The sequence below is a fragment of the Myroides sp. ZB35 genome, from assembly GCF_001865835.1.
GTDB classification, from domain to species: domain Bacteria; phylum Bacteroidota; class Bacteroidia; order Flavobacteriales; family Flavobacteriaceae; genus Flavobacterium; species Flavobacterium odoratimimum.
Map to the genome: position 1 here is coordinate 3,247,172 of NZ_CP017769.1, position 14,764 is coordinate 3,261,935.

The 14,764-nt window shown below is 33.1% G+C and carries 9 protein-coding genes; 3 read left to right on the top strand and 6 right to left on the bottom strand.

Features of this window, described 5'->3' with window-relative positions; all coding sequences use genetic code 11:
- Positions 1-55: 55 nt before the first annotated feature.
- From BK054_RS14425 to BK054_RS14435, 3 genes are all read right to left on the bottom strand, one after another.
- Positions 56-865 carry a porin family protein gene (locus tag BK054_RS14425; RefSeq protein ID WP_006265359.1) on the bottom strand — a complete coding sequence of 270 codons (810 nt, stop codon included), beginning with the start codon at positions 863-865 and terminating at the stop codon, positions 56-58.
- A 38-nt stretch (positions 866-903) separates the two neighbouring features.
- A complete protein-coding gene (locus BK054_RS14430) occupies positions 904-5,805 on the bottom strand; it encodes an MBG domain-containing protein (protein ID WP_156860097.1) in 4,902 nt (1,633 codons plus the stop codon).
- A gap of 316 nt (positions 5,806-6,121) precedes the next feature.
- The gene (locus tag BK054_RS14435; RefSeq protein WP_006265361.1) at positions 6,122-7,795 is read right to left on the bottom strand and encodes a tetratricopeptide repeat protein; all 1,674 of its coding nucleotides are present in this window, start codon (positions 7,793-7,795) and stop codon (positions 6,122-6,124) included.
- A 134-nt stretch (positions 7,796-7,929) separates the two neighbouring features.
- Between BK054_RS14435 and BK054_RS14440 the strand changes: the two genes are divergently transcribed.
- From BK054_RS14440 to BK054_RS14450, 3 genes are all read left to right on the top strand, one after another.
- Complete coding sequence (locus BK054_RS14440) at positions 7,930-8,229, top strand: ArsR/SmtB family transcription factor (RefSeq protein WP_006260167.1); 300 nt, start codon at positions 7,930-7,932, stop codon at positions 8,227-8,229.
- Positions 8,230-8,491: 262 nt separating this feature from the next.
- Positions 8,492-9,271 (top strand): TIGR03571 family LLM class oxidoreductase, encoded by a 780-nt coding sequence (locus BK054_RS14445; RefSeq protein WP_232234286.1) that lies wholly within the window; start codon positions 8,492-8,494, stop codon positions 9,269-9,271.
- 666 nt (positions 9,272-9,937) lie between these two features.
- Positions 9,938-11,125, top strand: coding sequence for a calcium:proton antiporter (locus tag BK054_RS14450; protein ID WP_006265363.1), 1,188 nt, complete (start codon positions 9,938-9,940; stop codon positions 11,123-11,125).
- A gap of 321 nt (positions 11,126-11,446) precedes the next feature.
- Here the strand turns inward: BK054_RS14450 and BK054_RS14455 are convergent, their stop codons facing one another.
- From BK054_RS14455 to BK054_RS14465, 3 genes are read right to left on the bottom strand one after another with little or no spacing between them, the layout of a single operon-like run.
- Positions 11,447-12,196 carry an endonuclease/exonuclease/phosphatase family protein gene (locus BK054_RS14455; RefSeq protein WP_006265364.1) on the bottom strand — a complete coding sequence of 250 codons (750 nt, stop codon included), beginning with the start codon at positions 12,194-12,196 and terminating at the stop codon, positions 11,447-11,449.
- Positions 12,151-13,032 (bottom strand): endonuclease/exonuclease/phosphatase family protein, encoded by an 882-nt coding sequence (locus BK054_RS14460; protein ID WP_006265365.1) that lies wholly within the window; start codon positions 13,030-13,032, stop codon positions 12,151-12,153. The genes BK054_RS14455 and BK054_RS14460 overlap by 46 nt, the downstream gene beginning before the upstream one ends.
- On the bottom strand, positions 13,026-14,762 hold the full coding sequence (locus BK054_RS14465) for a RagB/SusD family nutrient uptake outer membrane protein (protein WP_071307393.1): 1,737 nt from the start codon (positions 14,760-14,762) through the stop codon (positions 13,026-13,028). The genes BK054_RS14460 and BK054_RS14465 overlap by 7 nt, the downstream gene beginning before the upstream one ends.
- Positions 14,763-14,764 lie beyond the last annotated feature (2 nt).

Genomic DNA, 14,764 nt, shown 5'->3' on the forward strand with positions numbered 1-14,764 from the left:
AAATTGTGAGGATAAGGTGAAATGAGATAAGAGATTTTTTTATAAACCTCTTATATTATAGACTAAACGAATATCTTAACTTAATACCGATATAATAGTCTTTTAGGTTTGTGTCTTTATACTTTTCTTGTGTCCATATACTGTGATATTCTAGTGGATTATCATAATTGTTTACATGGCTAATTGGTGTATCTATTCTCTTATTATCTTTAACTAAATTAGTTAATCCTAAATCTAGAAAGACACCTATATATAAGTTTTGTTTATTTCCTAGTTCTTGCTTCACTCCTGTTTCTAACAGCCACGAATACCTTGTAGAAAGGTCTAAATTTCTCTTTTGAGTCTGATTCCCAAATGCTCCAAACCCCATATAATGTGGTCCGTGAAGTTCTGCATCCCAACCTTTATAATACCCTGATGTATGCAAATCATTCATTGTTATTTTACTCTTACTATCCCCTGTTATAATACCTATACTTACTCCAGAACGTATATACCACTTCACTGTCCCTTTAGTTTCATATTGTATCGTTAATGGGATTTGAAAGGTATTAAAAGACACGCTTTCTTTTCTATATTTACTATTGTATCTAAATTCATAATCATGATTTTCTATATCTATAACAGACCAATTCTCTTTAACGTTTCGCTGTATAAAATCAAGTTTACTATACTTATAGTTTATTTCTGCTCCCAAGCTCCACTGTGGATTTAAATAATAGCGATACCCTACTCCTATTTGATACCCTAATGATGCATTAGTATCATAAGTACTGTCTGTTTTTAAACTATTTGTAAAGTATCCTCCTATAGAAAAGTCTACCTCTTGTGCAAAGCTTGTTGTACAACTTAGTACAACAAGCATAAATCCATATATGTTTTTTCTTTTCACTTTACTTTTAATTAAGGTTTAACCATAAATCTGAATACTTTATTCTGTCCTTCTATCTTAATAATCATAAGATAAACACCTTCCACCAAAGTATTTGGTAATATCACTTCTGAAATCTTATTTTCAAGTGATACTTTGAATAAAAACTGTCCTGTCAAACTATATACAGAACCTATAATATTTTTTAAACTTGACTCTGGATAATCTAGTGCTATTTCCATTACCCCATTTTTCACTACAGGGTTTGGATAGAGTTTAATACTATTAGTATGTGTGTATTTTATCATAGCTGGACAGCTGTGTATTATCTCTCCCTTATCAGTAGTCAACTCTAGACTGTATAAAGCATCTATATCTAATAAATCATCTCTATGATTTCCTACTGAGTACACTTGTTCTTTACCTATCAACTTGCCATTTTTAAACCATTTATACCCCACAAAACGATACCCTCCATTAGTCAATGGATTGTTGTTTACTAATAAAGTATTATCGAATTTCTGTATAACTATATCCTCAAAATTAAAAGGTCTTTCTATAGATAAAATGTATCTATTCGTTATTGTTCCACTATGAGACTTTACAACTATCTCTCTGTTATAAATACCTGCTTTAGGGGTATCAATAAAGAAATGATTTCCGATATTCACTGAAGCGCCCTCACTAGTAACCAACTCTACTTCTACTTGTTTATCTATCTCGTCACAACGAAGCATAAATAATTTATTAGAAGATAATTCACCTATATCTCTACCATTAATAATCAAACTATTTATCTCAGCTTTATCACTTTTAATTACTAAGATTTGGCTCACACTCTGAGCAGGTTCATAATTATTATTCCCATCTTGATGAGCAGTTATAATAACGCTACCTGGATGCAATACTTTGACTAAACCAGTTGAAGTCACTGTCGCTACTACAGTAGTTCCAACATTCATATAGGTATAATTTATTGGCAAGTCTACACTACTGTTTGCTATCAATTGAAGCTGTAATAAATTATCATATAACACAGGTGATAAAGCATTAAACTCTATATGTTGGGGAGCCTTATTGATAATTAGTTTTGTTTTTAGAAATAATGGTATATAATTATCACCTTCTATTAAAGCAGTTACTTCGTATTCACCAGCCTCTGTTTGCTTATTATTCTTATAGGTTACTTTCGTCCCAATAGGTAGCGTACTACTAAGTAAAACTGATTTCTCTTTAGTGTCATAAACATAAGTACCTCCTTTTAATACCATTCCTATGATAGGTGCTTTTCCAATTGTCAAATCAGCTCCTTTAAAGACTAATGTATAATTACCATTCGCTTTTAAATCACCTTGAGTAATAGCATAACTTCCTACATCTTCTCCTACTGCACGAGATAAACTACCTGATAATACATCAGTCTCTTTATCGTTATTTACTAATCCTGATACCGCATAATCAAGTTTAGGATCAACTGCTCCATATATCTTAGACTGAGCAGTAGCACTTACAATTAATACAGCAGGAGTAATTTCTAAACTAGCTCCTTTAAGGTCTAATGTATAATTACCATTCGCTTTTAAATCACCTTGAGTAATAGCATAACTTCCTACATCTTCTCCTACTGCGCGAGATAAGCTACCTGATAATACAGCAGTCTCTTTATCGTTATTTACTAATCCTGATACTGTATAGTTTAGACTAGGATCAGCATCTCCATATACTTTAGATTTAGTATTGACTGTTACAGTTAATACAGCAGGAGTAATTTCTAAACTAGCTCCTTTAAAGTCTAATGTATAATTACCACTCGCTTTTAAATCACCTTGAGTTATAGCATAACTTCCTACATCTTCTCCTACAACACGAGATAAGCTACCTGATAAGACATCAATCTCTTTATCGTTATTTACTAATCCTGATACTGCATAATCAAGCGCAGGATCAACATCTCCATATATCTTAGACTGAGGATTAGCGCTCACTGTTAATGGTGCTCTATTAATAGTCAAATTAGCTCCTATAAAACTTAAAGAGTAATTACTATTAACTATTAGCGTTCCTTGAGTAATAGCATAAGTACCAACATCTTCTCCTAATGCACGAGATAAACTACCTGATAACACAGCAGTCTCTTTATCATTATTTACTAATCCTGATACTGCATAATCTAGCTTAGGTTCAACTGCTCCATATACCTTAGACTGAGGATTAACTGTTACTATTAATACAGCAGGAGTAATAGTCAAATCAGCTCCTTTAAAGACTAATGTATAGTTACCATTCGCTTTTAAATCACTTTGAGTAATAGCATAACTTCCAACATCTTCTCCTACCTTACGAGATAAACTACCTGATAATACATCAATCACTTTATCGTTATTTACTAATCCTGATACTGCATAATCTAGCTTAGGTTCAACTGCTCCATATACCTTAGACTGAGGATTAACTGTTACTATTAATACAGCAGGAGTAATAGTCAAATCAGCTCCTTTAAAGACTAATGTATAGTTACCATTCGCTTTTAAATCACTTTGAGTAATAGCATAACTTCCAACATCTTCTCCTACCTTACGAGATAAACTACCTGATAATACATCAATCACTTTATCGTTATTTACTAATCCTGATACTGTATAATCAAGTTTAGAATCAACTGCTCCATATACCTTAAATTGAGCAGTAGTGCTTACAGTTACTACAGCAGGAACTATAGTTAAATTCGCTCCTGTAAAAGAAAGTCTGTAGTTATTATTTGCAGCTAAACTACCCAGAGTAATAGCATAATTACCAACGTTCTCTCCTACCTCACGAGATAAGCTACCTGATAATAAATCTCCTTCTATTAATCCATATACCGCATAGCTTAGGCTAGGATCAGCTGCTCCATATACCTTAGACTGAGCAGTAGCACTTACAATTAATACAGCTGGAGCTATAGTTAAATTCGCTCCTGTAAAAGAAAGTATGTAGTTATTATTTGCAGCTAAACTACCTGGAGTAATAGCATAGCTTCCAACATCTTCTCCTACCTCACGAGATAAGCTACCTGATAATACATCATCTTGTTTATCATTATTTACTAATCCTGATATTGTGTAATCAAGCTTAGGATCAACTGCTCCATATACTTTAGACTGAGGAGTAGCTGTTACTGTTAAGACAGCAGGAGTAATTGTTAAAGTTGCAGTATGAAGTACACTTTGATCACATTCACTAATTGCACGTACTGTATAAATACCAGCATTGATAGCATCAGATACTACATTATTTGAAGAATCTACTATTTCATAAGTACCTCTAAAACTATGAGGTAACTCTAATTCTAGTTTATGTGCCTTCCCATCATACACTACACTTTTATCTTTTAAAATATATTCACTACCTAATTTAATATCTCCATTTATCTTCCATCCTTTTTCTTTTATTAACTTATCTCGTTCAGTATTCGCTGTACAGTATTTTAATCCAGTAGCTCCTAAAATCATATTACTATTTATTGTAGATAAATTAGCCCATCCTTTTAATGTAGCATCATAATTATATACAGACATGCCTGAATATTCCAACATACTCAACATACCATACGGACCTATAACCCTAGAAACGTTCCATTTACTCAAATCCCTATTAAAGGAACTCGCTCCTAAAAACATCGACTGCATATCTGTCACATTAGAGACATTCCATCTACTCAAATCTCTATTAAAACTCATTGCGTAAGCAAATACTTGAATCATATTAGTAGCACTAGATACATTCCACTGACTCAAATCACCATCAAAAGCAACTGCGGCATGAAACATACTCTGCATATTTTTTAAACTAGATACATTCCATTTGCTTAGATCACCATTAAAAGAACTTGCTCCGGAAAATATATACTGCATGTCAGTCACCTTCGATACATCCCATTTACTCAAATCTCCATTAAAAGAGATTGCAAAATCAAACATCCTTGACATATCTGTCACCTGAGTAAGATTAGGAATATCTTTACCTATATGAATAAGATTAGAAGCAGACTGAAAAGTTTTATGCATACTTTTCCAAAGTTGCGTCCCCCATTGCTCTACAGTAAGTAACTGCTTTGCATTTGGATCTTCGAAATCCTTAGCTACGTTAAAATATGGAAAATCACCTGTTATCATTACCCTATATTTCCCTTTAGGTAGATTAGATATGACACAATCACCTTTGAAGTTAGGTAGAGGTTTACTTTTCTTATCGGAGTCATCTATATTCTCCCAACTCACATTATAATTATACTTATACTTATTAGTATCTGTATAGAGTTTAATACTACCGTTATCATTAGGCACTTCCCAAGTAGTGATAAATGATTGAGAGTCTGTAGTAACTATATTAGAATCCTTCACCCACGTAAATGCATCAAGGCCTAGATAGTAATAATTACCTCCTAAAGTTAGTTGTAACTCATCAATGACTATATTACTATAGTTCTGACCATTCAGATTAGTCAAATCTATTAATGTATAGCCATTAGTACTTCCTAATGAAGTAACAAAATTATTGGTCTTAGTTTGAGTAAATTTAGTTGCACCACTTAACTTACCAGTGATAGTCAATGATCCTGTTGCATTTAGATTAGTAAACTTATCCGCTACATATACCCAAAAGCGATTTACTTTAAATAAATTAGATGTGGTCTTTATAGAAAAAGAAGGGCTACTAGGACCTACACTATTTGAATTGTCTATGTACTGATTATCATTAACTGTTCCACTCCAGCCTGTCGCCGGATAGTTAACTATATTAAAAGTACTAGTATGTGAAATAATATTAAAAGTTACCCCATTATCAGTAAAACTAGTGGAACCAGCTGACTCTGTTTCAAAAGCTTCGGTACTCGTCTGCGCGAAGAGCATCGGGCTAAAAATTAGAAAGAATAAGAGTAGAAATTTCTTCATAATGTGGTGTGTTAGAATTATACGATATTCCAACCACACTTAGCAATAACAAATTGAAGACAAATACAATTTATTAAGGCGACTAGAGAAATTAAAATCTCTACAATATGCTATTCGTTGAGTGTGGTGAAATTCAGAAATTAGCTTCAGTAGGTAAAAGTATTATAAGTAGGTAAATTCTAGTGTTTAAAGGGGGTGGACAATAGGGTGGACAAAAAATAACCATCCTTAAAATGAAGCCTTTAACACATAAAAAAAAAGCATTACCTATACAGATAATGCTTTTAAAAATTGTATTTTATTTACTTCGGTTAGACTACTCTTTACTAAATAAAGCAGAGTAATCATCTTCATATTTTTTCTTTAATCGCTGTTTTGCTTTTTTAACTGCATCAATAGTTACACCTAAAATATTTGCAGTTTCTTGATTAGTCAATTCCATTTTTTGCAACAACACAATGCGTAGATTAGACTCGGTCAAGTCAGGAAACTGAGTAATAATTTCATTAAAATAGACTGCTTGTTCTTCTCTAAAGGTTTCTTTAAATAAAACCCAATTCTCCTCTGTCATCAGATGAGAACGAAGTAATTCTTCTATAGCAGGACGCTTTTCCTTGAAGATCTCCTTAGAAGAGTGAGAAGCCTTATTTAACTCATGTTCTAATTTTGCTATTTGTGCGGTTTTTTCACTCAGATATACTTGATAAGATGCTAATGATGCTTTCGTCTCTTTTAACTTATTCTCTGAATTTATTTTAGATAACTGAAAATCCAATAGCTTCCCTTCATAAGCATATTTTTGAAGCTTTAGAATTCGTTTAGAAAAGAAGTACACCATACACAAGATAAGCGTCAGAAGAACAGTAGTACTCAGCAAGAGTAGTCGTTGATATCTCACTCTTTCTGAGAAGCTTTTTTCCGCCTCTAGCTCCCAGTTTACTCTCTCAAGATTAGTATTCCAATTAATTTTATTAATGACCTCTTCACCTTCCCTAGCTTCTATCACACTGTCTATTTGATCTAACTCCCTTCTATAAAAGAGCTCTTCTGTGTCTATCCTACGAGCCTTAGCGATATCGAGTAAATAAGATATAATTTCTCTTTCAAAGCCTGCTAAGTAGCTTTTAGTTTTAGTAATCTCATAAGAGTTTTTTAAAACTTCTTCTGCAAGATCATATTGCTTGCGATCTATGTATAATTTCCCCAATTGTATCTGACTATACATTAGATTCCTCTCCTCACCTAATTGTTGGCTAATTGCTATATCCTCTTTCAGGTATAACTCTGCTTTCTCTATATCTCCTTGTTTTTGATAAACTGATGCTATACCTCCTAAACTTTTGGCGTATCTAAGGGTGTCCTTATACGATAAGGACGTTTCTTTTGCCAATTCATAGTAATGCATGGATTGCTCTAGACTATCTACTTTAGCATATACTGCTCCTAAGCCCCATAAAACAGCACTGTTATTTAGCTGCTCCTTTTCCCCTTCTTCCAAAGCTTTTCTATAATAAATGAGAGCGCTCTCATTCATATTCATGGTCTCAAAGAAATAAGCTGTACGCAACAAAATATTTTTTGCTTGTACATCTAATACAACACCTTTATTCTCTAAAGTTTTAGCAATCTTGATAAAATAGGGAGAAGCTTCGTAATAATAGTTATAAGAATAATAATAGAACCCAACCTCACTATACACCCATTCCTTCAATGCTACATTAGAAGACTTTTCTACCATAGATACACTTTCTAAAAAAAGTGAAGTAGTAATATCATTAATACTATCAGTTACCTCTAAATGGGATAATCCCTTAAGAATATTTCCAATCACCTTGCGCTCTGCAATATTTCCAATATCGTCTACCTCAACAGTACCTGTCTTATAGTACTCATTGATTAAAATGTCGTATTGCTGATTATCTAAATGCTTAGTGTCTGTACAAGCAACTATAAATAGAAATAGAAAGAAAGTAAATAGTTTGGTAGTCATTACATCTCATTTTGTACAAAAATAATCCTATTTATCACAATACAAATCAATTCATTAAGATATAGTGCAAACAAATACTTTATTAATTCAAATATTTTCATTTCCTTTGTATCGTAAATTCTCGATATATAGAAATGACTGAACTATTTAAAGCTTTATCAAACGAACACAGAGTACAAATCCTAAAATGGCTTAAGACTCCACACGATTTCTTTGAACTAGAAGACATCGAACCTGAAGTACACGAGTTTGGGGTATGCATGAGTGTTATCCAAAAAAAAGCAGGTCTTTCTCAATCTACCACCTCAGCTTATTTAACGAATATGGTAAATATTGGACTACTTACTTCTACTAGAAATGGACAATGGACTTACTATAAACGCAATGAAGATAAAATTGCTGAGTTAGCCAATTATATTCAAAACACTCTATAACAATACTATACAATTCAATCATTAAAGTATTATATTACAACATATCTATAATTCTAGATATCTAAATACCTATAACAATGAATAGCATTTTTAAAAACACAAGACTTTCAATAAGGTCTTCACACCAGGAAAACTATCCTTGGGTATATTTTTACCTTTACAGGTATATGATAATAATATCAATATTTTTAATCAACACCTAAAGTATATACAGCAGATAGACACTAGCGGTTTCGCAGCTTTATAGGTTAGAGACATACCTGTGTATGATCCCAGTTTTAGAGATGTAGGACAAATATATGATCCTCTTTCTTATCTAGCATATATAGCAGGTCAGACTACAAATATTGCCCTTGGTACAGCGAGTATAGTATTGCCCTTACACCACCCTATTTCATTGGCAAAGACGACAGCATCTATAGATCAGCTTTCTAATGGTCGCTTATTGCTAGGTGTTGGATCTGGCGATCGCTATGCTGAGTTTCCTGCTTTTAATAAATCTTTTGAAAGAAGGGGAGAATTATTCCGAGAAGTTCTTCAGGATATGCAAACCTTACATACTACAGACTCTCCTAAAATAAACTCTAGTATTACACAAATGCAAAACCTAGACTTAGTCCCTAAACCTCTGCATAAGCATATTCCTACATTAGTAACAGGTGCTAGTCAACAGTCATTAGATTGGATTGCTACTCATGCTGATGGTTGGATTACTTATCCAGGGCCTACTACCACGAATGAAGATACCTTACATCTAGAACAAAAAATAAAAGCTTTTAGAGATTTAATTCCCAATGGAAAATTTAAACCGCATATAACAAATGAATGGATAGAGCTAGATGAAGATCCTCACTATCCTAGAACTCCATTAAGAGGAGGTTTTGTTCTCAAAACAGGTAGATTAGGACTTATAGAGCTTTTACATAAATGGCAAGAAATAGGTGTAAATCATGCTGCTATAGGTATACAGTTTGGAAAACGAGATATAGGAGAAACTCTTGATGAATTGGCTAAGGAAGTACTACCTTATTTTAACTACTAGTATCGTAGTTAACACCATTTACCTTTTATAATGTGTACTAAGCATAGAAATTATAAAGTAGCTACCTTCTCGTAACTAATTTATAATTCGATCTATTTCATAAATAATAAGATCGATTATTTGTCGTTTTATAGTCTATTTACTATAACCATTTCTTTCAATAAGTTACTTTAACGAATCGGTTTAAGTCCGTAGTGAGTCCGTTATGAGTCCGTAGTGAGTCCGTTTTTTTGCACAAAATAACGGACTGATTATGAACTTACCCTTTAGTAAACAAATATTCATCTGCAATGAATAGTAAAGTATTTTCAAAATTTGATAGATACTAACTAATATAGCATACAAGCTTTATAAGAAGCCACACCTATATCATCATAGCAAAAAAAGAAGTACCCTTACACTCTAAAAGCACTTCACTTTTAACCCAAATTCCGCGATAGACATATAGACGAAAAGTAATTATACAAAATAGCTCTGAATTAGTGAGTAAAGCATACTACAGTATGGTTTTAGAACTAATGAAAGAGATGTGAAGTAGAATTGCTTTGTAGTATTTGGCTAATGCGGAATCTGGGTTTAACATATCAACTACTTTTTTTTATCAAATGATAAATTATTAAATTTATAGAGATGGTAATTTTGACCTGTTAAAAAACGAGATTGATTATGACACAAGACAATGTAAACAAAAGGTTATCCTTAACGAGTATTTTTCCAACGAAAACAAGAATTCGATTAGCTGTAGTATGGCTTATTGTCATCTTGTTTATTTTATTCGGAAGTTCTATTACTGGAGATAGCCTATCCCCTCTATTAGCTACTAGTATTTTTTTAATCTTACTGTTTACGATAGTAGGTGCAGCTTTTGGTGTAGTAAAAGAAGCGGATGAACTCGCTCATAAATTAGGTGAACCTTTCGGAACATTGATTCTTACTCTTTCGATTGTATCAATAGAGGTAATTTTAATTTCTGCCGTAATGTTAGGCCCTGGAGAAAACCCAACTATTGGAAAGGATTCGATCTTCTCTGTAATGATGATCATTATGAATCTAGTAATAGGGCTGTGTATTCTATTAGGTGGACTAAAGTATGGTGAACAAGAATATAATGCACAGGGAACAATGTCTTACTTAGCAATGATCATTATGCTAGGAGGTATCGGGTTAATGTTACCTAACTTCATTCAAGGTGCTGGTGGAGGGATGTTTAGTGATACACAGGCTATTGTCTTGGCTGTATTTATTATTATTCTCTATGCTGTATTCTTGTTCTTTCAGATGAAAGGATATAGACATCTCTATGTACAACCTCAAAAAGGGTCAATGGAAATTCCATATAAAGATAGAGCCATTGCAGATATTCAATCTACAGATGAGCACCAAACTTCTGCAGGGAATAAAGGAGAGATATGGATACGTTCTATTATCCTAATCGGGATGATATTACCTATCGTGCTTCTTTCTCATAATATGGCTGTAGTAGTAGACTACGGGATTAAAGCCGCTAACCTCCCTACTCTATTAGGAGGTGTGTTAGTTGCCATCATCGTGTTCACCCCAGAGTCAATGACGGCAGTAAAAGCAGCATTAAACAATGAGTTTCAACGCGCTATCAACCTGTGCCATGGTGCCTTCGTTTCTACAGTAGGATTAACTGTGCCTTCTGTACTAATCATTGGGTTAATTACAGGCAAAACAGTATTGTTTGGAATGAATAGTACAGAGACTATTCTATTCGTGATCACCCTATTATTAAGTTTAATGACTTTCTTAGGCAAACGTACTACTCCTATCATGGGTATTATGCACTTAGTATTATTTGCTGTATTTACACTGCTTATTTTCTATCCATAATAACGTATTTCTTGTCAAAAAATCATTGGTGGAAAGACTAATCTAGATTCTACAGTAGCTTACTCTACAAGGAGATTCTATATAATCACTTCTGCATTAGTTCATAGACAATACTCTAGTATATTTTTATCACTAATTCATACCTATTGTGTATACTTACTTTTTGCTGATAGGTTTACTGACAGATTCTGGACTAAATTAAGGAAGCTAAGCTAATTGGTTCGAGCAAGATTATTACTTATTTAAGCAACCTTAATTTAATAAAAAAACACTCCTTATGCTTATAAGGAGTGTTTTTGTTTGTGATTATACTAAAGTTCTTTATAAAGTAATATCACTAATCATTAAGTTATGATCTGATAATGCATTCATCTGATAAGTATCTTGACGAATGATTTTTATTGTACTATTAATTGATCTAATCATAAAATCTATTTTCTTATCGCTTTTATAAGCTGGAATAGTCATCTGATTCATAAATCGGTTGTCTAAATCAAAAGTTACTCTAAGTTGTTCTACTGGTTTAGAATTTATTTCTGCATTAAGATCCCCTGTCAGAAAATCAAAAGCAGACTCTCTTTGTAATTCTGCTATGCGTTTCGTTTGTAATAGACGACTTTGTTCATTAGAGCTAGACAGATGAGTTGTTCCTATATTTATCATTTGTGCTTCACCTAAATCTATTTTACATACTAATAAACCTCGTTTTTCTTCCTTGTTATCCACAAAAGGTAACTTATAGAAATGTTGTTCTACAATAGGAAATTTAGACAGGATAGCAATGCCGTAATCGCCCCCTTCATAATCTATTGTCTTACCAAAAGCATAAAACATTCCTGTTTTTTCTGCTAAAACTTTTACTTGATTTAAATATTGACCTGAGCGCATAGTATGTACATCTACTTCTTGTAAAGTAACGATATCTACTTCGTCTCTTAAGATTACAGCAGCTAATGAATTAAGATCTATCTTATGATAGCTATCATAAGCTGCTGCAAAATGATGTACATTGTAATTAAGAACTCTTACTTCGCTTTTTTTTTTGATGCTTTGGTAGTTGATTCTACCCATCTAAACTCTGTGAAGACTGGATAATGGTCAGAAGCAAATAAAGGTCCTCGCTGAATATCTAGCTCTCTATACTTAATAGGAGCTAAGTCAAACCCTCTCAAGAAAATATAATCAATTCTACTTGATTTAGGAGCTTCTATTTTCCAAGCATTGTGCGTATAACCTAATTCTGAACGATACATTGCTGCATCTCTAGTATCGACAAACTTCGATTCTATTATCTTCTGATAAGGTAAGTCTGTTGGAGGTAAATTAAAATCACCTGTGAATACCACTGTTTCTCCTTTAGTGATTTTAGCTAATTCCTGATTAATAACTTCAACACTTCGTTGACGAGCCTCTTTACCCCTATGATCAAAATGGGTGTTTAGATGGATAAATGTTTTTCCTGACTTTTTATCTTCAAAACGAGCCCATGTAGCTATACGAGGTAAAGAAGAATCCCAAGACTTAACTCCCTTTTCATAAGGTGTTTCTGATAACCAAAATGTTCCACTTTCTAAAACTTTAAACCTATCCTTTAGGTAAAAGATAGGACTGTACTCTCCTTTCGTTTCCCCTTCTCTTCCTTCTCCTACATAGTCATATTGTGGAAGTAAATTTTCTAAATCGACTAACTGGTTATGAAGTACTTCTTGCATACCAACAATATCCACATCATTAAAAAAGACAACTTCTGCAACCCATTCTTTTCGATTACCCCATTGATTTATACCATCATTAGGAGTATCCATCCTAATGTTAAAAGTCATTGCTTTTAAAGTCTGAGGCTCTTTCTCTTGAGCAAAAATACTAGTCCCTATAAATAGGACGCTTAGTAATATAGATCTTACCATCCTGGATTTTGTTTTAAATTTGTATTTAACTGAAGTTCTTGTATAGGTAGAGGGTATAAATAATCTTTATTCTCATTCCATGTTCTATTCTTATTATTAGGAAATGGATCTATACTATTATTTTGATTTAAATAAATATCAGATCCTAGTTTAGCATAATAGACTCCTTGTACATTTTCTGTTGGTCTAGATCCTTCGTATAGATAAATATCTGTCTTACCATTGTTGTCCAAATCATATTTACCTGGGCCATTAAAATACATTCCTTCAATATTCTGAACTAACTTTTGTCCTTCTTTCCAACGTACAATATCATCCCATCTATGATCTTCCATAAATAACTCTATGCGTCTCTCTCGTCTTAATTCTAGTAGTAATCCTTTATTAGCTCCGTTTACATTTACATATTGTTTAGCTAAATAAGCATCTGGTTTTGCATTTGCTTCTGCCATTACCATATCAGGCATTCCGACACGCTTTCTAAGCATATTTACAGATAGATCTAAATCACTCTGATCAATAATTCCCAATTCTGCTTTTGCTTCTGCATATACTAATAAAACCTCTGCAAATCTAAATAGTGGCAAATCAACAATAGATGCATTATTCGTATCATACTGTGCTTCTGCGACGTACTTAATTAACTGATAACCTGTAGTAGCTGCAGAGAAATCAGGTGTGAGCTGGATAGTGCTTCCAATTCTGGTATAACCAGGAGTACGTATAGTCTGACTCAATCTCAAGTCTCTATCTTTTACTTCTTCTTGGAATAACATCTTATTATAATCTGAACGATCTGTAAAACGGCTACCATCTTTCATTAAGTAACTATTAATCAAATCTTTTGGCATAGATGGTCTACCATACGAAGCTGCTACTGTATAGTAATTCACATTATGACGAACATTCAGTTCTGTAGAAAACTCTCTAGCAAGAATAATCTCATCACCAATAGCCTTATGAGAAGCAAATAAATTCTGATAATCTTTATCTGGATTTCCTGTAGAGAAAACTTTATAACCAGATTCTTTTATTAATACTTCTGCTGCTTGATAAGCTTGTTCTAAATAAGTCTCATATCCAGGTAAGCCTCTATACTTCATATAGGTTCCTTCATATAAGCCTATACGCGCTTTTAAGGCAAGAGCAGTCCATTTAGATACTCTATACACATCTTTAGTAGAACGCATATTCTCGATTGCGTAATCTAAATCTTTCAACATATTATCTACCACTAGCTTACGTGGATCACGTGGCTTCTGTAAAGCGGCCTCATCCTCTGCCGTTAATAAATAATCATACCATGGCACATCTCCAAAACGCGTCACTTTTTCGAAGTAAAAATAAGCTCTAAAGAATCTTGCTAATCCTCCATAATGTTTAATAAGAGCCTCGTCTCCTACCTTTTCAAAATTGACTAGGAAATAGTTAATATCTCTCAAATTATTCCATGACCATCCGCCTCCAGATGGAGGTACAACTCTCCCTCCTCTCATTTCATCAGATAAAATATTTTGAATAATATTATCGGTTCTATAATCTCCATTATATATAGAGGTAGTTGGAAACATTCTGTAAAAAGAATTAGAAAAAAGAATTAAGTCACTTTCTTTTTTAAAGAAGTTCTCACTTGTCACAGACGATATCGGATCTCTCTCTAAGAAATCTTCACTACAAGAACCCAAAAATCCTGCTGCCAAGAGTATGGCAAGTATTTTATATCTTTTCATAT

Coding starts and splice junctions, on each gene's coding strand:
- BK054_RS14425 (WP_006265359.1), bottom strand. CDS start 865: ATGCTTGTTGTACTAAGTTGTACAACAAGCTTTGCACAAGAGGTAGAC.
- BK054_RS14430 (WP_156860097.1), bottom strand. CDS start 5,805: ATGAAGAAATTTCTACTCTTATTCTTTCTAATTTTTAGCCCGATGCTC.
- BK054_RS14435 (WP_006265361.1), bottom strand. CDS start 7,795: ATGACTACCAAACTATTTACTTTCTTTCTATTTCTATTTATAGTTGCT.
- BK054_RS14440 (WP_006260167.1), top strand. CDS start 7,930: ATGACTGAACTATTTAAAGCTTTATCAAACGAACACAGAGTACAAATC.
- BK054_RS14450 (WP_006265363.1), top strand. CDS start 9,938: ATGACACAAGACAATGTAAACAAAAGGTTATCCTTAACGAGTATTTTT.
- BK054_RS14455 (WP_006265364.1), bottom strand. CDS start 12,196: ATGGGTAGAATCAACTACCAAAGCATCAAAAAAAAAAGCGAAGTAAGA.
- BK054_RS14460 (WP_006265365.1), bottom strand. CDS start 13,032: ATGGTAAGATCTATATTACTAAGCGTCCTATTTATAGGGACTAGTATT.
- BK054_RS14465 (WP_071307393.1), bottom strand. CDS start 14,762: ATGAAAAGATATAAAATACTTGCCATACTCTTGGCAGCAGGATTTTTG.